The organism is Mesorhizobium sp. M7A.F.Ca.US.008.03.1.1 (assembly GCF_003997495.1).
In the GTDB taxonomy this organism is placed as follows: Bacteria; Pseudomonadota; Alphaproteobacteria; order Rhizobiales; family Rhizobiaceae; genus Mesorhizobium.
Map to the genome: position 1 here is coordinate 39557 of NZ_RZRU01000029.1, position 18506 is coordinate 58062.

Genomic DNA, 18506 nt, shown 5'->3' on the forward strand with positions numbered 1-18506 from the left:
TATGACTGGACCGACGACACCGGAGACCCGACTCTGGACCCCCGCGGGTTTTCACGAGGATGAGTGGACGCATGCCGAAAGCGCCGATGCGCTGTCCGGCAACGGCCGCTTCATCCTGCCGTTGCAAGTCTTCCTCGATCTCGATCCGGAGGTGCGCCGCTCGGCCAAGGAACGGCTCGGGGTCTTGCTGCAGCCGGGTGATCAGCTCGAGAAGATCGCCGACCTGCTCGACCAGCTGTCGCTGGTGGCGCTGGCTTTTCCGGCCTTCAGCGACGGCCGCTCCTTCTCCAAGGGAGAGCTGCTGCGCGGCCGCTACCATTTCGAAGGTGCCGTTCGCGCCACCGGCCAGGTGCTGGTCGACCAACTGCCGCATATGCTGCGGCTGGGCTTCGACGAGTTCGAGATATCGAACCCCGTGCTGTTGAAGCGCCTGGAGGAGGGCCGCACCGGCGGATTGGGGCTCTACTACCAGCCAGCCGCCGTGCCGGAACCAAAAGGCCCGAAATACTCCTGGCGACGCGTTCGCAGCAGCTGACGTTGCGGTAATTCCGCGCGTCTTTACAACGCCCCTGTTCAAGCCTTCTCTTGAGCATCCGGATGAAAATCCGTGGAATGATCAAGGGGTCTTCATGCGTTACGACTATGTCATAGCCGGCGGTGGGTCCGCCGGCTGCGCGCTTGCCGCACGGCTTTCGGAAGATCCCTCGAAAACGGTCTGCCTTATCGAAGCTGGCGGCGAGGGCAGGGATATGCTGATCCGCGCTCCGGCTGGCATTATCGGCATGCTGTCCGGCCGGCCCAGGAATGCTTAAGTCGCCGCCCGTGCCTCGCGGAACGACACCAGCTTGCGGCGGTTCTCGTCCCACAACGCCAGTTTGACGCAGCGCAGGCTTTCGAGCAGCGTGACACGGCCGATGTCGCGCAGCTCGGGATAATCCCGCAGCACTTCCTGCAACCGGTAGCACGGCACCTTGGCGGAGAGGTGGTGGACGTGATGGACACCGATGTTTCCGGTGAACCAGTTCAGCACCGGCGGGAGATCGTAATAGGACGATCCGTGCAAGGCTGCGTGCTGGAATTCCCAGTCGACATCCTTCGCCCATTCCGTTTCCTCGAACTGGTGCTGGACGTAGAACAGCCAGATGCCGGCCGAACCGGCGAGGATGACGATCGGCAGATGGACCACCAGGAACGCGCCGGGACCGACGAACCAGATGAGAATGGCCGCTGCGACCGCGATGCCAAGATTGGTGGTCATCGACGACACCCAAGGGGTCAGGCCGCCGCGCATCATGCCGACGGGCAGCCTCTGCTCGAAGATGAACAGCCAGATCGGTCCGAGCCCGAACATCACCAGCGGGTGGCGATAAAGACGGTAGGCAAGGCGGCCCCGCCATGACATCTGCCGGTATTCTGCAACGGTCAGCGTCCGGATGTCGCCCATGCCGCGTTCGTCAAGATTGCCGGCGCTGGCGTGGTGCGTCGCGTGGGCGCGCCGCCAGCAATCGTAGGGCGTCAGCGTCAGGATGCCGAGCGCGCGGCCAATCCAGTCGTCCGCGTAGCGATTGGCGAAGAAGGAGCCGTGGCCGCAATCGTGCTGGATCATGAAGATGCGCACCAGAAACCCGGCCGCGGGGAGGATGAGGATCAATCCCCACCAATGGCCATAGGCATAGGCCGCCGAGGACAGTCCCCAGAGTATGGCGAATGGGATGAGGGTGATGGCGAGCTCGACGGCGCTGCGCCGCCTGTCAGGCTTCTTGTAGCGGGCGAGAATCTTCAGCCAGGCGCGCTTGCTGTTGGCGACCGCCTCAGGGGAAATGATGTTCATCAGGAAGCATAGGCGCGGTGCCTCGCCGCCGCAAGGCAACATCACGCAAAATTACTGTGCGTAATTGTCGCGTGGCTTGGCGGTCGAGCCAGCCAACCGCCAGCCCGACCTGCTGATGACGTCGACCGCTATTCGCGATCGAGGATAGGACAGCCGCGCTCGGTGCCAAAAGTCACGCGCACGCGGTCGCCACCCTGTCTGCCGCGGACCGTGATTTCCCGGCGGCCGACCGACTCTATCCTTGCGCGGCGGATGCCCATTCGGTCTGCCTTGTCGAGAGCCCGGTCTTCCGTGCAGCCTCGTTGACGGCGGTCGCGCCGATCGTCGCGACGGGGGCCTTCGCAATCGTCGTAGGCGGGGTCGCAATCTTCCATGAGCTTCAGCCGCGGGCCATGTTTGCCCAATTGCAGCTGCAGATTGTCTGCTTGTGCCGGAAAGGCCGCCAAGGTGATGGCGCCGAGGCCGACAAGCGCCATCAGCGATGAGGTAATCGAAACCTTGCGCATTACGTCCTCCATTTGAACCACAACCCATCTATCCTTAGATGGTTCGGCTCTCCGCGGCTATTGCCGATAGGAGGTTTGCTGCCAAGATCGATTGTTGCGTTACCCGCGGCGCCAGCCGATGTCACCGCGCTCCGCCCCATCGAGGCGGTCGAGCAGTTCTCTGAGCCGGTCGGGAATGTCGGCCTCGGTGCGGAAGGCCGGCAAGGTGCGCAGAAAGCGGGTCACCGCCTCGCCACCCAACTGGCGCCTGACCTCGATGGCCAGCCCTTCTGTATTTTCGCCCATGTTGCGGGTCATCATCTCAAAATCCCGTGTCGGCTTCGAAACTCCTCCAGTAAGGGAATGGTTCCCCCATACTGCCTTCGTGGCAAGCAAAGGCGGGAGTTAGGGTAAAATTTGAATTAAAATCGAAATGTCTTGCTGTCATTGTCCGGCCTTGGCCGGCGGCTTCCGTAATCGCTTACCCCTTGATTTTTGGCCGCCAAACATCGATATCGGGCACAAAATCCACATCATTCGAGATTGACGGGAAATGGCGATGAGCGACCAGGCAAAAGACGAACGCGCGCCCGATGAAGTCGAGGCGACCGAGCCCACAGCCGAGCGCACGGAAGGCAGCACCGACGGTGACTATGAAGCCCTTGTGCGGCTGCTGAAGGAAAATGAGGAGCTGAAGGACCGCGCGCTGCGCGTGGCGGCCGAGATGGAAAACCTGCGTCGCCGCACGGCGCGCGATGTGCACGATGCGCGCACCTACGCGGTCGCGAATTTCGCCCGCGACATGTTGTCGGTGTCGGACAATCTGCGCCGCGCGCTGGATGCGATTCCTGCCGAGGCCAAGGCAGCGGGTGACGCCGGCTTCAAGGCGCTGATCGAAGGCGTCGACCTCACCGAGCGCGCCATGCTGTCGGCGCTGGAACGGCATGGGGTCAAGAAGCTCGCGCCTGAAGGCGAGAAGTTCGATCCCAATTTCCACCAGGCGATGTTCGAAGTGCTCAATCCGGATGTCCCGGCCAACACCGTGGTCCAGGTCGTGCAGCCGGGCTATTCGATCGGCGACCGCGTGCTGCGCCCGGCCATGGTCGGCGTCGCCAAGGGTGGTCCGAAGTTCGCCGCCGCCGAAGCATCGGTCGAGCCGGGGCCTGTCAATGAACAGGCTGAGAAGGATGCTTAGGTAAGGGAATAGGGGAGTAGGGGAGTAGGGGAGTAGGGGAGTCGTCCCAATCGCGTGGCTTCGTGGTAAACATACTCCCTTACTCCCTTACTCCCTTACTCCCCTATTCCCTTACTCCCTTGGCCTGCCATGAACCCCATCGCGCTTCTCGACTATGCCGGCGTCGCCGTCTTCGCGGCGACCGGGGCGCTTGCGGCTTCGCGTAAGCAGCTCGACATTATCGGCTTCCTGTTCCTGGCCAGCGTCACCGGGATAGGCGGCGGCACGCTTCGCGACGTCATCCTCAACCTGCCGGTTTTCTGGGTCGCCAACTCCGGCTATGTGCTGGTCTGCGCCGCGGTTGCGGTGCTGGTCTTCTTCAGCGCGCATCGTGTCGAATCGCGCTGGAAATGGCTGCTCTGGCTCGACGCCGTCGGGCTCGCCGCCTTTTCGGTGATGGGCGCGGCCAAGGGGCTTGCAATTACCGGTTCGCCGGTCGTCTCCGTCATCACCGGCGTGCTCACCGCCACTTTCGGCGGCATTCTGCGCGATCTCCTTGCCGGCGAGCCATCAGTGCTGCTCAGGCCCGAAATCTACGTCACGGCGGCCCTTGCGGGTGCCGGCCTTTACACGCTTGGCGATCTTGCCGGACTGCCGCCGCTCGCCTCGGACCTCGCCGGTTTTGCGGCGGCGTTCCTCGTGCGCGGTGGTGCGCTCAGATTCGGCTGGTCGTTTCCGTCCTACAAGAGCCGACCCGGCCGGCGGCCGGAAGATATTTTGTGAGAGCGAGTAGCGAGTAGCGAGTAGCGAGTAGGGAGTAGGGAGTAGGGAGTAGGCCAGTCAGTAGCAGAGGGGCGTGATTCGTGGCGTCTTCGCTACTGACTACTGACTACTGACTACTGACTACTGACTATCGGCTTCACGCAGCGAAGCGCTGGGCTTCGCCGCCATAATAGTTGACGTAGCGTGCGCCGATCTCCTTGACCGGCATCACGACGAACACATCGACCGTCGAGAATTCGCGATCGATGACGCAACCATCGCCGATGCGGGCACCGACGCGCAGATAGCCCTTGACCAGAGGCGGCATTGCGGCGATCGCCGCCTTGGCATTGACGGCCTCGATCGGCATCAGGTCCATCGAGCAGTAGCGCCCGGACACCGCGCGCACGTCCCAGGCCGAATTGGTGCGGCAGTGGTGGGCGAGATAGGTGAGCGCCTCGGCATGCGCCGCCGGCACGGTGCCGTGGAAGGAAGCGCAACCGGTCATCACACCGATTTCATAATGGTTGATGTAAGCCCAGATGCCTTGCCACAAGGCCTCGATGGTGCGCTTCGAGCGGTATTCCGGCAAAACGCAGGAGCGGCCGAGTTCAAGGAAACGCTGGCCGGGGTGACGGGCGATGAGCTTGGTCAGCTCGAATTCACCTTCCGAATAGAACCCGCCGGCCGTGGCCGCGATTTCTTGCCGCAGCAGCCGATATGTGCCGACGATGCGGCGATGTTCGGGACCGGAAAGCGTGGTGTCCAAAACCAGCAAATGGTCGCAGAGCGGATCGAACCGGTCGGCGTCACGGCGGTCATGAGCCTGGAACAGGTCCTTCCTGGCGCCAAGTTCGTCGTAGAACACCCGGTAGCGCACTTCCTGCGCGGCCGCGATCTCGGCCTCGTTGCGAGCGAGCCGCACTTCAAGATTGCCTATACGGCCAAGCGCCGCGCCCTTTATGACGGAATCGACGTTACGTCCGGCAAGCAAGGCGCTGCTGGCGTTCGGCCGAGTGTCACATTCCGGCATAACTGTATGCACGAGTGATTCTCCTTCGAGCCATCCCTCTTGGCACGGGGATACGGTGTAGGTGCAACAGGATTGTGACAGTACCGTGATACGACGTCGTGGGCAATACTTCGTCGGCTGGCGAATACGATCAACCGGCTACGTTTACGTGATCGCGCGGTGCGGAATGGGCGGTGGAAAGCTCAGGCCGCGACGACCTGACCCTCGACGGCATTGACCAGCGCCTCGGGGTCGAGCGGCTTGGTGACAAAGCCGCTGGCGCCATGGGCCAGCACTGCATGGCGGGTCTTTTCCTGGCTGTCGGCCGACAGCACCATGATCGGCACCGGCCGCACGGCACTTTCTTCCTCATGGCGGCGGATGGCGGCGATCGCGTCCAGCCCGTCCATGACCGGCATGTGCAGGTCCATCAAGACCACGTCGAAGCGGTCCTTGTGCGCGGCGCCGGTGACAGCCTCGACGGCGGCCTTGCCGTTGCCGACCACCTTGACGCGATGCCCGGCCTTCAGCAGCGTGGCGCGGGCCAGCATGGCGTTGATGTCATTGTCCTCGGCAATCAGCACCGACAGGCCGCGCTGGCGGATGCCGACGGTGCGCAGCGACGGAGCGCCGCGCTTTTCCGGCTGCGGCGGGCCGTGGCTTGGAGCATGGCTGCTCAACAGCACACGCAGAAGTGTTCCGCCACGCACCGGCCTGGCCAGGAAGGTTGCGTAGCCGCTGGCGCGGAACTCGCCAAGCATGCCGCGATCTGTCGGCGCGATCAACGTGATCGCCTCACAGTCGGAGAAACCGCCCTGGCGCAGGCGCTTGAGCAGCCTTCCGTCGCCTTCTTCCATCGCTGCATCGACCAGGATCGCATCGCAGCCGGCGGCGAAAGGCGCGGCCTGTGCGGCAGTGGTGGCGATGTCGACCGCGCCGCCATTGGCGCGGATGGTGCGGGCGATGGCGTCGGCCTCGACGGCGTTCTTCGACAGGATTACGGCGCGTCTGCCCGAGAGAGCATTCTGGCGGCCCTGCGGCGCTTCGGTGGCCGCTATCGCAGGGATTTCGAAGACGAACTCGGATCCTTGGCCAAGCCGGCTGGATACCGAGATCGTGCCGCCCATGGCGGCCACCAGGCGCCTGGAGATGGCAAGGCCGAGGCCGGCCCCGCCATGTGTGCGCGTCGACGTGCCGTCGGCCTGCTCGAACTCCTCGAAAATGCGCTCCAAGTCGGCATCACGCAGGCCCGGACCAGTATCGGCGATGGTGAAGCATATGCGGTCGCTGGTTTCGGTGCGTGCTCGTGCAATGCTCACCAGCACGCCGCCGCTGTCGGTGAACTTGATGGCGTTGCCGATGAGGTTGAGCAGCACCTGCCTGACCTTGCCTGGATCGGCGGTGATCAATTGCGGCACGTCGGGTTCGACATGGCAACCCAGCCCGATACCCTTGGCGAAGGCGCGCGCTGCCAGCAATTCGATGATGTTGTCGGCGATCTCTCGCACCGACATCGGCTGCGGCTCGGGGTCGAAGCGCCCGGCTTCGATCTTGGAATAGTCGAGAAGATCCTCGATCAGGGCAAGCAATGCGCTGGCCGACGTCGAGACTGCGCCGACATAGGTCTGCTGTTCCGGCGACAGGCTGGTGTCGGCCAGCAGCCTGGCCATGCCCATGATGCCGTTCATCGGGGTGCGGATTTCATGGCTGACGGTGGCGAGGAAGCGCGATTTGGCCTGACTGGCATATTCGGCCCGTTCGCGTGCGGTGATCAGGGAGGATTCGGCGCGTTTGCGGGCGGTGATGTCGCGGGCGATGGCGCGATGCGAAACCGAACCGCTGTCCTTGTCACGTACCGACAGTTCGATCCAGGAGAACCAACGCGGGCCGCTCGGTGTATTGATGGCGACATCGGTGGAACTCAGGCACTCATGGTCGGAAAAGGCGGCATCGGGGACGATGCCGACCTCGATGCCGAGGTCTGCCAGAGTCTTGCCGGCAAGGTCGCGCTGATCGGTTTCGACGAGATCGGCGAAGACCTTGTTGGCATAGACGATGTAGCCGTCACGGTTGCGATGAATGACGAGGTCGCCGAGCGCATCGATCAGGCCGCGAAAGCGCTCGTCGCTCTCCTGCATCTCCCACATGCGGTCGGCCAGCGTCTCGATCTCGGCGCGGCTGCGGGCAGTGGTTTCGTCAAGAAGGGCGGAGGTGCGATGTTCGCTCCGGCTGGCGCGCAGATGCATGGCAAGGCCGGCAAGGCCGGTTGCCAGTAATGCGACGCTGATGAAGATCGGTGCCCCGGTCAGATGCGCCAGCCCGGCTATCACCATCACGATGGCGACGAATGTCAGAAAGGGCAGGCTTTCGCGCCTGGAGAATTCCGGCTCGGGCACCAGCGGCGGCGCGGCGACAAAGCGCCGCGTCGAAGCCGGCGGGAGCACCGCATCGACATCGTCGCCAGTGTCCGCCTGTTGGTTGCCGGATTCCGCGATCATGCGAAATCCTTGCCAGACAGAGATTATGGAAAATTGCGGCGGATCGTTCGAATTTTAGCGGATGAGCGCTTTTTGCCAAGGCGCGGCGGGTTTGCCACCAGATCTGGCGATTGCATCCGCCCTTCCGGCGGTTGGGCGGAGTCACATATCCACGACGACGCGGCCGCGGATCTTGCCGTCGACGATGTCGCGCGCGGCATCGACGATGCCGTCGAACCCTATGGTGCTGGACAGGCTGGCGAGCTTCTGCAGATCGAGGTCGGTGCCGATGCGGCGCCATGCCTCGAGGCGGACTGCTTTCGGCGCCATCACCGAATCGATGCCGAGCAATGAGACGCCGCGCAGGATAAAGGGCGCGACGCTGGCCGGCAGGTCCATGCCGCCGGCCAGGCCGCAGGCGGCGACCGCGCCGCCATAGGATGTCATCGAGAGCACATTGGCCAGCGTGTGGCTGCCAACGGCGTCGACGCCGCCGGCCCAGCGCTCCTTGGCCAGCGGCTTGGCAGGCTGGGCAAGCTCGTCGCGCGATATCACTTCGGCGGCGCCAAGGTCGATCAGAAAGGGGCTTTCGGCATTGCGGCCGGTGGAAGCAATGACATGGTAGCCGAGGCTGGACAGGATCGAGACCGCGACCGAGCCGACGCCGCCGGCCGCCCCCGTCACCACCACCGGGCCGCGATCGGGCAGGATGCCGTGCCGCTCCAGGGCCATGACGCAGAGCATGGCGGTATAGCCTGCGGTGCCGACGGCCATCGCGTCATGCGGGCTGATGCCTTGCGGCAGCGGCACCAGCCAGTCGCCTTTGACGCGGGCGCGGCCGGCATAGGCGCCGAAATGGGTTTCGCCGACGCCCCAGCCGTTCAGAATGACCTTGTCTCCGGCGCGCCAGTCGGGATGGGAAGACGAGATGACGGTGCCGGCGAAATCGATGCCCGGCACCAGCGGCCAGCGGCGGATCACCGGCGCCTTGCCTGTAATCGCCAAACCATCCTTGTAGTTCACCGTCGTTGCCTCGACCGCGACGGTGACATCGCCTTCCATCAGATCGGCCTCGGTGAGATCAGTCACGCTGACCGACTGCTTTTTCTCGGCGTCGCGCGAAACGAGGATGGCTTTGAAGGTTTCGGACATGTCTTTCTCCGCGATCTTGTTTGGCGACATGAACTGTGCGGCGATGGCTGCACGGGGTCAATCGTTGGAAGGCCTGGCCTTGGGCTCGCGCCGCCAGCCGAACAGCTCATCGAATACGACCAGTGCCGCGCCCACCGAAATGAAGGCGTCGGCAAGGTTGAAGACGGCGAAGGACCAGACTGGCGTGTGGAACAGGATGTAGTCGATGACGTGGCCGTAGACGGCGCGGTCGATCAGATTGCCGAGCGCGCCGCCGACGATCAGCGCAAAACCGGTGCGGGCAAGGATCTGGGACGGCGCGATCCGCGTCGCCAGGAACAGCACGAAGGCAACGACGGCAAGCGAAATGACGATCAGCCCGGTGTCGCCGAAGGATGAGAACATCGAGAAGGCGATGCCGGTGTTGTAGGTGCGAAACAGCGCCAGGAAGGGCAACAGATCAACCTTCTCCTGAAAAGGCAGATCGGCCTCGACCAGGTATTTTATCCACTGGTCGAGCGCGATGGCCGCGACGACGAACAGTGCGTAGGGAGACCATGATCTCACGGGCAGGCAACCTTCATTGCTGGTCCAGGATTGGCTCGAGCTTCAGCGCGCCGCGCCGTATCTCGAACAGCATGATGCCGGTGGCAACCGCCAGATTGAGCGAATCGGCACGGCCCGCTTGCGGAATCCTGAGCAGCCTGTCGCAGCTCGCAGCCAGGCTTTCGGGCAGCCCCTGCTGCTCGTTGCCCATCATCAGCAGCACGGGCCCGCGGGAAAAATCGACCGAGCGGTAGTCGACGGTGCCTTTCAGGTGGGTGCCGGCGACGAGGCCTGAGAAGCCGCCCCGCCAGGCAAGGAAAGCCTCGGTCGTCGCCTTGGCCACCGGCACGGCAAAGATCGAACCCATGCTGGCGCGCACCGTCTCCACCGAAAAAGGATCGGTGGTGTCGCCGACCAGGATGACGCCTTTGGCGCCGACGGCATCGACGGTGCGGATGACAGTGCCGAGATTGCCGGGATCGCGCACCCGATCGAGAGCCACCCAGACGTCGCCATTGTCGGCGCGGACATCCTTCAAGGCGAGGAATTTTTGCGAAAAGACGCCGACGACCATTTGCGGATTGTCGCGGCGGGTGATGGCGACAAGCACCTTTTCCGACACTTCGAGCACCATGCCGCCGGCGGCAACCGTGCGTGCGGCCACCTTCTCCACCGCCGCGTTGCCGCGCCCGGCCTTGGCGAAAACCAATGTCCTGATCTGCCAGCCGAGATCGAGCGCATCGATGACCAGCTTCAACCCCTCGGCCATAAAGGCGTTCTGCTGGTCGCGGAATTTCTTCTGAGCGAGCGCCTTGATGTCCTTGACCAGCGGATTGGCGAGGCTGGTGACCTCCTTCACCTGGCCAGGTGCGCCTGCATGCCGCTCGTTCATTCAGCCACCCAACGCGAAAACAACGAGGTCGAGAGCGCCCGGCCGGCGGACTTTTCACGAATGATCAGCTCACCCGATTCAATCTTGCCGCCCATGCCGGCAAAGGTATCGCGCATCAAGGCGTGGATGGCGAAGAAGGAGGCGCGGATCGAATAGGCGGTCAGCACCACGGCAAGCGGCTTCGGCGTCAGGATCGCCCGGCAGAGATCGGTCAACTCAGGCAGGTCCTCGAACAATTGCCAGACCTCGCCCTTGGGGCCGCGACCATAGGCCGGCGGGTCGAACAGGATGATGTCATAGCGGCTGCCGCGGCGCTCCTCGCGCTCGGCGAATTTGACCGCGTCGTCGACGATCCAGCGGATCGGCTTGCTGCCGAGGCCGGCCATCTCCTGATTTTCGCGGGCCCAGCCGATCGCTTTCTTCGAGGCATCGACATGGGTGACCTCGGCGCCGGCGCGAGCCGCCACCAATGAAGCGAGACCGGTATAGCCGAACAGGTTCAGCACCTTGACCGGCCGCTTCGCCGCCGCGATCAGGCCGGCCATGTGGTCCCAGTGGGAGGCCTGCTCGGGAAAGACGCCGACATGACGAAACGAGGTGAAACGGCCGAGATAGTCAATGCCGTCATGCTTCATCGGCCAGGTCTCGCCGAGTGGCAGCTTGGGAAAACGCCAGCGGCCGATGCCCTCCTCGTCGGTGTCGCCGGTGAAGACGGCGTCCGCGCGCTCCCATTCCTTTGCCGGCAAGGCCTTTTGCCAGATCGCCTGACCCTCGGGCCGCACGATACGGTAGGGACCATATTGTTCGAGCTTTTGGCCGGTGCCACTGTCGAGCAGCGCATAATCGGCATTGGGCGCCACTTCCAGGATCATGGGAAGATGTTCGGTGGGCAGAGCGCCTTCGCGGCGGGCCAGGATGCGTGGCGCCGAGTTCGGTTCGGAACGACTTTCCGTCTTCGCCTCATGGCGCTCGCGCGGTGGCGCTTCCGATCTGGCAGGAGCCTGGCCGGGACGCGGACGTGACACGTCCGCCGCACCCTTCGCGGATGGATGTGGACGGTTGTCGCGTCGTTTGTCGCGAAAAGACTTCAAGCGGGGGCAACTCCGAACGGCGTGGCCGCTTTTGACATAGGGCAACCCGCTTCGCAACCAACTCCGACGCGACGGCTTCTCCGGTTTATGTCGGCTGGCGATGGACCAATGTCAAAGAAACAGGCAAATCTGCTGGATGTCCCGCTCCGAACGCCTGCTCGACCTGATCCAGTGCCTGCGCCGGCATCGCCGGCCGGTGAGCGGGCGGGCGCTGGCCGATGAACTCGGGATTTCGATCCGCACGCTCTACCGTGACATCGCGACGCTGCAGGGCCAGGGTGCGCCGATCGAGGGTGAGGCCGGGCTGGGCTATGTGCTGAAGCCCGGCTTCATGCTGCCGCCGCTGATGTTCAGCGACGAGGAGATCGAAGCCATCGTGCTCGGCTCGCGCTGGGTCGCCAAGCAGCCGGACCAGCGTCTCTCGGCCGCCGCCGCCAACGCGTTGGCCAAGATCGCCGCCGTGCTGCCGGACGATCTGCGCGAGGATCTCGACGCGAGCACACTGCTGGTCGGGCCTCCCGCCGCGGCGATCGAGGGCATCGATCTTGGTCTGGTGCGGCAGGCCATCCGCAACGAGCGCAAGCTTGGCTTTCTCTACCGCGACGCCGGCGGCGCCGCGTCCGAACGTGTGGTCTGGCCGTTCGCGCTGGGGTTCTTCGACAAGGTGCGGGTGGTGGTGGCGTGGTGCGAGATGCGGCAGGATTTCCGGCATTTTCGCGCCGATCGCATCGCCGAACTCCAAGCAACAGACACGCGCTACCCGCGTCGTCGCCAGGCGCTTCTCAAGGAATGGCGGGCGACGCTGGACAAGCCGCGTGGCTCATCATGACGACTGCTGCCAGAAACTGACAGTAGTGCATTTTATGTTCGCCAAGTCGAAACGCTGAAACACCTTGGAGAGCAGATATGGCCACCCCGAATTTCGTCATCCTCTATGTCGACCAGCCGCAGCAGAGCGCTGCCTTCTACAGCGCGCTGCTCGGCCGTGAGCCGGTCGAAAGTTCGCCGACCTTCGTACTGTTCGTGCTCGATGCCGGCTTCAAGCTCGGCCTGTGGTCGCGTCACACGGTTGAGCCGGCAGCCGCCACGTCAGGCGGTGGCGCCGAAATCGTGTTTGCGCTGGATACGCCCGATGCGGTCGACGCCACCCATGCCGACTGGTCCGGGCGAGGGCTGACAATCCTGCAGACGCCGACCGACATGGATTTCGGCCGTACTTTTGTCGCGCTCGATCCCGACAATCATCGCCTGCGCGTCTATTGGCTGTCGGACGGCGAACAGGCCAATGGTGACCAGAAATGAGCGCGTATTGGATCGCGGTGGCGTCGGCCGAACATGTCCGGCGTGGTCGCGCAGCCGGCTTCATGCAGGTCAACCACGGCAAGGCGGCGCCGCTGCGTCGCGTCAAGCCAGGCGATGGCATCGTCTACTATTCGCCGACCACTGTTTTGGGCGAGAAAGATGGCCTGCAGGCCTTCACGGCGATCGGCACGGTGCGGGAAGGGGAGCCCTATCAGGGCGATATGGGCGCTGGCTTCACGCCGTTTCGTCGCGATGTGGCGTGGGCCAAGGCCGAGGAAGCGCCGATCAAGCCGCTGCTCGACAGGCTGGACTTCACCGTGGCCAAGTCGAACTGGGGTTATCAGCTTCGCTTTGGCCTTTTTGAAATCGGGGATCACGATTTTCGTGTGATAGCCGAGGCGATGGGCGCCAAATTGGGTACAATGGTAAACTACGCCGTGAGCGCCTTGTAGACGGCAATGCCGGCGGCAAGATCCTCGAGCGCCGCGCCGACCGACTTGAACAGCGTGATCTCACCGGCGCTCTCGCGGCCCTTCTTCTGGCCACGCGCCAATTCGTGCAGATCGGCGATGATGGCTTCCGGCTTCAGAACGCCGGAGGCCAGCGGTTGGACGATGTCGCCGGCTTCCTTGGTGGCGCCGGCGCGGGTGTCGACATAGACGCGGGCGAGCCGGATCGCGTCGTCGTCGCTCTCGCGCATCGTCGGCGTAAAGCCGCCGACCAGGTCGACATGGGTTCCTGGCCGCAACAATGCGCCCTTGATCAACGGCGTCGTCGTGATCGTTGCCGAGGCGACGATGTCGGCCTGCCCAAGCTCGGCATCGAGATCACTTGCGGCGCTGGCCGCGAAGCCTTCGGCGCGCAGATCGGCCACGACTTTCTCGGCATTGGCCGGGGTGCGGTTCCAGATGCGGATGGTCTTGATCGGCCGCACGGCTGAGTGCGCCTTGGCGAGGAAGGGCGACAGCGCGCCGGCGCCGACCACCAGCAGCCGCGAGGCATCGTCGCAGGCGAGATAGGATGCAGCGAGTGCGGAGGCGCAGGCGGTGCGCCACTGTGTCAGCCGCTGGCCGTCGATCAAGGCTTCAGGTTCGCCGGTGGCGCCATTGAGCAGGAGATAGAGCCCCATCACTGCCGGCTTGCCGATGGCATTGTTGTCGGGCGACACGGTGACGATCTTGACGCCGACGTGACCGCCGGCCGACGTGCCGGCCGCGTTGAGATCGGTCCAGGCCGGCATCAAAAGCAGGGTGGAGGCCGCACCGTCGGGCCGCTCGATCGTATGATGGTGCCTGACCGGCTGCACCGCGCCGTCGCGAAACGCCGTGCGCAGCGTCTCGACCAGTCCGGGAAAGGTCAGCGCATGGTCGACCTCTGCGGCCGAAATGGTCAGCATGAAAAACTCCGTGGGGGACAAAACCGCCGACCGGCGGCTCAAGTGGTCGGCTTCGGCAATGCGGACCCTTGGGCGGACCCTTGGGCCGATCCTCGGGCCGGGCTTTGCGGGGCCGCCGGCGCACGGCTGACCGCCTGGCGCAGGTTCTCGGCCTCGACGCCGCGCTGACGCGCCAGCTTGCGATAGCGGCCCTGCTTGACCCAGGTTGCCAGGCTGCCGACGATCATGCCGATGGCGAGCGCCAGGAACAGGAAGATGAACAGCGGCAAGGTCAGCGTCAGCTTCGGATTGCCGGGGTTGAACGGATCCAGGGTGAAGGCGACCAGTTCGCGGTTGGCAACGGCGAGTGCGATCAGGATGATCGCCAGGGGCACGAAGATCGCGATGAGCATGAAGCGATTGAACATGATGTTTTCCGTCGGAAACTGGCCTGTCGAAAGGCCGTCGGGCGCTGACGTCGCGCCCTACTTGCCGCCGTTCAGCCTTTCGCGCAGTTCCTTGCCGGTCTTGAAGAACGGCACCCATTTCTCCTCGACCTCGACGGATTCGCCGGTGCGCGGATTGCGGCCGGTGCGGGCGGGACGGTTCTTCACCGAAAAAGCGCCGAAGCCTCGCAACTCGACCCGGTTGCCTTCGGCAAGGGCGTCGGTGATTTCATCGAAGATCGCGCCGACGATGTTTTCGACGTCGCGCAGGAAAAGATGCGGATTGCGCGTGGCAATAATCTGCACAAGTTCGGACTTGATCATGAGACGGGTCCCCGTGAAAGCAGTGCGGTCAAATTTATGAGGATGATTTTATTTGCTTTTTTCACTTGCCCCAAACGGCATCTCAAGGGTGCCAGACGGAAACGAGACCGTCAAGAAACAAGCGGTCGGCTCCAAGTTCATGGATGACGTCGCCGCTGTAGGCGGGCAGGCCGAGCGCACTGCCGATCGTTTGCGCCATCGCTTTCGAGAACAGGAAGCCGCCGCGCCGTTCGGTATCTTTCCACTCGACGACCTTGAGCTTGGCATCGACACCCTTGGTCGCCAGCCAGTCGACCGCTACCGTCTCGCCGCCGACGGCGTCGATCAGTCCGTTGGCAACGCCCTGGCGACCGGTGAATATCGAGCCGTCGGCAAGCACCAGCGCTTGTTCGCGGGTCATCTTGCGGCGCTCGGCAACGATGCCGACGAACCAGTCGTAACTGTCGAGGATGAGTTTGCGAACCATGGCGCGCTCGTCGTCATTGGTCGGCTTGAAAGGAGAGGGCGCGGCTTTCAGCGGCGAGGATTTCACTTCCTCCAGCTTGACACCGAGTTTGTCCATCAGGCCGCTGACGTCGGGATACTGGATCAGCACGCCGATCGAGCCGACGATCGAGGTCTTGCGGGCAACGATGTGATCGGCGGCACTGGCGATCATATAGCCCGCCGATGCCGCGAGCGTGCCGACTTCCGCCACGACTGGCTTGTCGGCGGCCAGCTTGCGCACTTCTTCATAGATCGATTCACCCCCAACGGTGGTGCCGCCAGGCGAATCGATCGACAGGATCACGCCTTTCACCTTCGATGAAAGACGGATGGTTTCCAGCCGCTTGATCAGTTCCTCGTCCTCGATGATCGTGCCTTCGATCTTGACCTTGGCAATATGGTCGACCGTCGAGCCGCCGAAATCGTCGCCATAGAACCAGGTTGAAAGCGCAATCACCCCAAGGGCTACTATGCCTATGGCGACGACGCGCCAGAATGTCAGCTTGCGCCGCAAACGGCGGCGGTCGATCAGGTCGTCGGCTCTCAGTGCCATGGTCAGCCTTTCAGTCGGCGGGAGGAGACGCTTTTAGACCATGATCCTCCCATCTGGAAGCAGTTCTCTCTTGCGCATTGCGAGACAAGTCAGCGCCTGGACGTGAGGTGGCTATCCGCGTCGACAGCCGACCGGACCGGCCAGGCCCTCTCCAAGCATTGGTCTGCTCACATATTCGTGCAATCGGCACAGGTCGGGCGACGAAACCGACGGCTGATAAATTTTACGCCGCGTGTCTGTTTCTGCTATGGAGAACACGCAGTTGTGCGGACTTCGTTTTCGTCTGTACAAGGGCGGCTGTCACATTTTTGCAGTTTTCGTGGGCTTGTGCTTGCTTGAAAGCGCCGGCGTCCCACCTATAGGCGGTGCTCAAGGGCGGGCAGGTTAGAAGAAAGCAGTGAATGTTAGCGCGACCGATTGAACCGACCAACGCCGAGGCGGTGTTGGCTCCCCCGGCGGACGGCCGGACGCGCGGCGATGCTTTCGACCGTGCACAGCGTCATTCGCGCCGCGTGCGCGTTCTCAAATTTGCCGTGCCGGTGGCCGCAGCACTGATAGCGGTCGCTTTCCCGGTCTATTCCTATCTCGCCGCACCCGTCTCCGTGAAGATTCAGGCGGAAGGCACTGCCTTTTCCAACGGCAAGCTGGTGATGGCCAATCCCAAGCTCAACGGTTTTACCAAGCAGAAGCAACCTTATTCGATGACGGCGCTGCGTGCCATTCAGGATGTCAGCACGCAAGGTATCATCGAACTGGAAGGCATCGACGCCAAGGTGCCGATCGCGTCCGACAACGTGGCGGCGGTCAAGGCCTCGCACGGCACATATGATCGCGACGGCAATACGATGAACCTGACCAGCGACGTGACGATCACCACGACCGACGGCATGCAGGCCAAGTTCAAATCGGTCTTCCTCGACATGGGCAAAGGCACTATGAAGACGGGAGATCCCGTCGATGTCAGCCGTGGCGGGTCGCGGATCACGGCGGATACGATGTCGGTCCAGGACAATGGCAAGGTTCTGGTTTTCGAGAACAAAGTGCGCGTCAACATCGATTCCGCCGCCTTGAAGGCGGCACAGGGAAACAGCGGAGAAACCAATGCGGCTCAGTAGTTCGACGCGGCTCGCGGCTGCAACTTCAGCGTTGCTGCTGCTCGGACTCGTGCCGTCATGGGCGCAGACGACCAGTCAGTCAGGCCTCAAACTGTCCGGCGACAAGCCGATCCAGATCGAGAGTGACAAGCTGGAAGTCCGCCAGGCCGACAGTGTCGCCATCTTCACGGGCAATGTCAGCGTCGTCCAGGGGCCGACATTGATGAAGGCCGGCAAGATGACGGTCTACTACGTCAAGGACCCCAATGCCGCTGCCAAGGGCACGGAGGCCGCGGGTGCGGCGATGACGGGCTCGGCCAACATCGATCACCTGGAGATCTCCGACAAGGTTTACATCAAGTCGGATGCGCAGGTCGCGACCGGCGATCAAGGCAGCTTCGATATGAAGAGCCAGGTGCTGGTGCTTTCGGGCAAAAAGGTCGTTCTGTCGCAAAACGACAACGTTCTGGTCGGCTGCAAGCTTACCGTGCAGATGAAAAGCGGGCTGGCTCAGGTGGATCCATGCGCGGGGCAACGCGTCCAGATGTCGATCACGCCGCCGCCGAAATCGGGAGCGACGAACCCCTGATGGCCAGCCTGTCGTCGCTGACGGCGCGTCTTCCGGGACGGGCCGCCAGCAAGCTTTCGGCGCCGGCCACGGTGACCGTCGATGCGGGAAAGTTCAAGGGAACCCTGATCGCCAAGGGGCTGACCAAGAGCTACAAGGGCCGCAAGGTCGTCAGCGGCGTCACCATCGGCGTGCGCGCTGGCGAGGCCGTTGGACTGCTCGGCCCCAACGGCGCCGGCAAGACGACCTGTTTCTACATGGTTACCGGCCTCGTGCCGGTGGATGAAGGCACGATCGAGATCGACGGCTTCGACGTCACGTCGATGCCGATGTACCGTCGCGCACGCCTCGGCATCGGCTATCTGCCACAGGAAGCGTCGATCTTCCGCGGCCTCAATGTCGAGCAGAATATCCGCGCGGTGCTGGAAGTGGTCGAAAAGGACCGCAAGGTGCGCGAGCGCAATCTCGACGAACTGCTCGAGGAATTCCACATCAGCCATCTGCGCAAGGCGCCATCCATGTCGCTTTCGGGCGGCGAGCGGCGACGCCTGGAAATCGCGCGAGCGCTGGCGACGCGTCCGGCCTACATGCTGCTCGACGAGCCTTTCGCCGGCATCGATCCGATCGCCGTCGCCGATATCCAGCAACTGGTGCGCCACCTGACGGCGCGCGGCATCGGCGTCCTCATCACCGATCACAATGTGCGCGAAACGCTCGGCCTGATCGACCGCGCCTACATCATCCATGCCGGCCAGGTGCTGACCCACGGAAGGGCCGATGAAGTGGTGGCCAACCCGGATGTGCGGCGACTCTATCTCGGCGAGGGTTTTACGCTCTGAGCGTGAAATTTGTTTCCTGACACGATTTTTGCGGTTCGCCGGGCGCTTTTTCCTCGATTTTGCTCCGGGATAACGCTCCGGTAAGCGAGTTTTGCTACCAATTGCCTTGACAAGCAAA

22 protein-coding genes and 1 pseudogene are annotated in these 18506 nt (G+C 63.3%); 10 read left to right on the forward strand and 13 right to left on the reverse strand.

The features are described from left to right. The first annotated feature begins 1 nt into the window (after position 1). Positions 2 to 535 carry a DUF934 domain-containing protein gene (locus EOA16_RS28745; RefSeq protein WP_127261166.1) on the forward strand — a complete coding sequence of 178 codons (534 nt, stop codon included), beginning with the start codon at positions 2 to 4 and terminating at the stop codon, positions 533 to 535. 94 nt (positions 536 to 629) lie between these two features. Next, positions 630 to 803: pseudogene (locus EOA16_RS33595) on the forward strand (lycopene cyclase family protein); the annotation flags it as partial. A 5-nt stretch (positions 804 to 808) separates the two neighbouring features. Here the strand turns inward: EOA16_RS33595 and EOA16_RS28755 are convergent. From EOA16_RS28755 to EOA16_RS28765, 3 genes are all read right to left on the reverse strand, one after another. Further along, a complete protein-coding gene (locus EOA16_RS28755) occupies positions 809 to 1831 on the reverse strand; it encodes a fatty acid desaturase (RefSeq protein WP_127261167.1) in 1023 nt (340 codons plus the stop codon). A 128-nt stretch (positions 1832 to 1959) separates the two neighbouring features. Then, positions 1960 to 2337 (reverse strand): hypothetical protein, encoded by a 378-nt coding sequence (locus EOA16_RS28760; RefSeq protein ID WP_024502835.1) that lies wholly within the window; start codon positions 2335 to 2337, stop codon positions 1960 to 1962. A gap of 99 nt (positions 2338 to 2436) precedes the next feature. Next, positions 2437 to 2637, reverse strand: a complete 201-nt coding sequence (locus tag EOA16_RS28765; RefSeq protein ID WP_127261169.1) for a hypothetical protein — start codon at positions 2635 to 2637, stop codon at positions 2437 to 2439. A gap of 238 nt (positions 2638 to 2875) precedes the next feature. Between EOA16_RS28765 and grpE the strand changes: the two genes are divergently transcribed. Both grpE and EOA16_RS28775 read left to right on the forward strand, forming a co-directional pair. Beyond that, positions 2876 to 3511 carry a nucleotide exchange factor GrpE gene (gene grpE, locus EOA16_RS28770; protein ID WP_127261170.1) on the forward strand — a complete coding sequence of 212 codons (636 nt, stop codon included), beginning with the start codon at positions 2876 to 2878 and terminating at the stop codon, positions 3509 to 3511. Between the two features lie 129 nt (positions 3512 to 3640). Further along, on the forward strand, positions 3641 to 4273 hold the full coding sequence (locus EOA16_RS28775) for a trimeric intracellular cation channel family protein (RefSeq protein ID WP_127261171.1): 633 nt from the start codon (positions 3641 to 3643) through the stop codon (positions 4271 to 4273). 136 nt (positions 4274 to 4409) lie between these two features. Here EOA16_RS28775 and EOA16_RS28780 read toward each other — a convergent pair whose 3' ends face one another. From EOA16_RS28780 to EOA16_RS28805, 6 genes are all read right to left on the reverse strand, one after another. Beyond that, a complete protein-coding gene (locus tag EOA16_RS28780; RefSeq protein WP_023812526.1) occupies positions 4410 to 5285 on the reverse strand; it encodes a GNAT family N-acetyltransferase in 876 nt (291 codons plus the stop codon). Positions 5286 to 5467: 182 nt separating this feature from the next. Beyond that, positions 5468 to 7762 carry a PAS domain-containing hybrid sensor histidine kinase/response regulator gene (locus EOA16_RS28785; protein ID WP_127261172.1) on the reverse strand — a complete coding sequence of 765 codons (2295 nt, stop codon included), beginning with the start codon at positions 7760 to 7762 and terminating at the stop codon, positions 5468 to 5470. A gap of 141 nt (positions 7763 to 7903) precedes the next feature. Then, the gene (locus EOA16_RS28790; protein WP_127261173.1) at positions 7904 to 8893 is read right to left on the reverse strand and encodes an MDR family oxidoreductase; all 990 of its coding nucleotides are present in this window, start codon (positions 8891 to 8893) and stop codon (positions 7904 to 7906) included. A 57-nt stretch (positions 8894 to 8950) separates the two neighbouring features. Further along, entirely contained in the window at positions 8951 to 9439 is a 489-nt protein-coding gene (gene lspA, locus EOA16_RS28795) for a signal peptidase II (protein ID WP_127261174.1), read from the reverse strand. A 13-nt stretch (positions 9440 to 9452) separates the two neighbouring features. Beyond that, a complete protein-coding gene (locus EOA16_RS28800) occupies positions 9453 to 10310 on the reverse strand; it encodes an RNA methyltransferase (protein ID WP_127261175.1) in 858 nt (285 codons plus the stop codon). Beyond that, positions 10307 to 11401, reverse strand: a complete 1095-nt coding sequence (locus EOA16_RS28805) for a class I SAM-dependent rRNA methyltransferase (protein ID WP_127261176.1) — start codon at positions 11399 to 11401, stop codon at positions 10307 to 10309. The genes EOA16_RS28800 and EOA16_RS28805 overlap by 4 nt, the downstream gene beginning before the upstream one ends. A gap of 136 nt (positions 11402 to 11537) precedes the next feature. Between EOA16_RS28805 and EOA16_RS28810 the strand changes: the two genes are divergently transcribed. The 3 genes from EOA16_RS28810 to EOA16_RS28820 all read left to right on the forward strand — a co-directional run bounded on the left by EOA16_RS28810 (position 11538) and on the right by EOA16_RS28820 (position 13155). After that, entirely contained in the window at positions 11538 to 12230 is a 693-nt protein-coding gene (locus tag EOA16_RS28810; RefSeq protein WP_127261177.1) for a YafY family protein, read from the forward strand. Positions 12231 to 12307: 77 nt separating this feature from the next. Further along, on the forward strand, positions 12308 to 12703 hold the full coding sequence (locus EOA16_RS28815; protein WP_127261178.1) for a VOC family protein: 396 nt from the start codon (positions 12308 to 12310) through the stop codon (positions 12701 to 12703). Further along, positions 12700 to 13155: an EVE domain-containing protein gene (locus EOA16_RS28820; RefSeq protein ID WP_127261179.1), complete on the forward strand. Its 456-nt coding sequence runs from the start codon at positions 12700 to 12702 to the stop codon at positions 13153 to 13155. The genes EOA16_RS28815 and EOA16_RS28820 overlap by 4 nt, the downstream gene beginning before the upstream one ends. Here the strand turns inward: EOA16_RS28820 and EOA16_RS28825 are convergent. The 4 genes from EOA16_RS28825 to sppA form a co-directional block, all read right to left on the reverse strand. Next, on the reverse strand, positions 13134 to 14099 hold the full coding sequence (locus tag EOA16_RS28825) for an ornithine cyclodeaminase family protein (protein WP_127261180.1): 966 nt from the start codon (positions 14097 to 14099) through the stop codon (positions 13134 to 13136). The two genes, EOA16_RS28820 and EOA16_RS28825, sit on opposite strands and share 22 nt — an antisense overlap. Positions 14100 to 14137: 38 nt before the next feature. Continuing rightward, positions 14138 to 14506, reverse strand: coding sequence for a LapA family protein (locus EOA16_RS28830; RefSeq protein WP_127261181.1), 369 nt, complete (start codon positions 14504 to 14506; stop codon positions 14138 to 14140). A gap of 57 nt (positions 14507 to 14563) precedes the next feature. Next, entirely contained in the window at positions 14564 to 14848 is a 285-nt protein-coding gene (locus tag EOA16_RS28835; RefSeq protein WP_006200394.1) for an integration host factor subunit beta, read from the reverse strand. A gap of 82 nt (positions 14849 to 14930) precedes the next feature. Next, positions 14931 to 15887 carry a signal peptide peptidase SppA gene (sppA, locus tag EOA16_RS28840; protein ID WP_127261182.1) on the reverse strand — a complete coding sequence of 319 codons (957 nt, stop codon included), beginning with the start codon at positions 15885 to 15887 and terminating at the stop codon, positions 14931 to 14933. Positions 15888 to 16288: 401 nt separating this feature from the next. Between sppA and lptC the strand changes: the two genes are divergently transcribed. Genes lptC through lptB form a run of 3 tightly spaced genes read left to right on the forward strand, consistent with a single transcriptional unit; the run spans position 16289 to position 18388 of the window. Next, entirely contained in the window at positions 16289 to 17002 is a 714-nt protein-coding gene (lptC, locus tag EOA16_RS28845) for an LPS export ABC transporter periplasmic protein LptC (protein WP_127261183.1), read from the forward strand. Further along, positions 16989 to 17570 carry an LptA/OstA family protein gene (locus tag EOA16_RS28850; protein WP_023812537.1) on the forward strand — a complete coding sequence of 194 codons (582 nt, stop codon included), beginning with the start codon at positions 16989 to 16991 and terminating at the stop codon, positions 17568 to 17570. Before lptC ends, EOA16_RS28850 begins: the two co-directional genes overlap by 14 nt. Beyond that, entirely contained in the window at positions 17570 to 18388 is an 819-nt protein-coding gene (gene lptB, locus EOA16_RS28855; RefSeq protein ID WP_127261184.1) for an LPS export ABC transporter ATP-binding protein, read from the forward strand. Before EOA16_RS28850 ends, lptB begins: the two co-directional genes overlap by 1 nt. Positions 18389 to 18506: the final 118 nt, after the last annotated feature.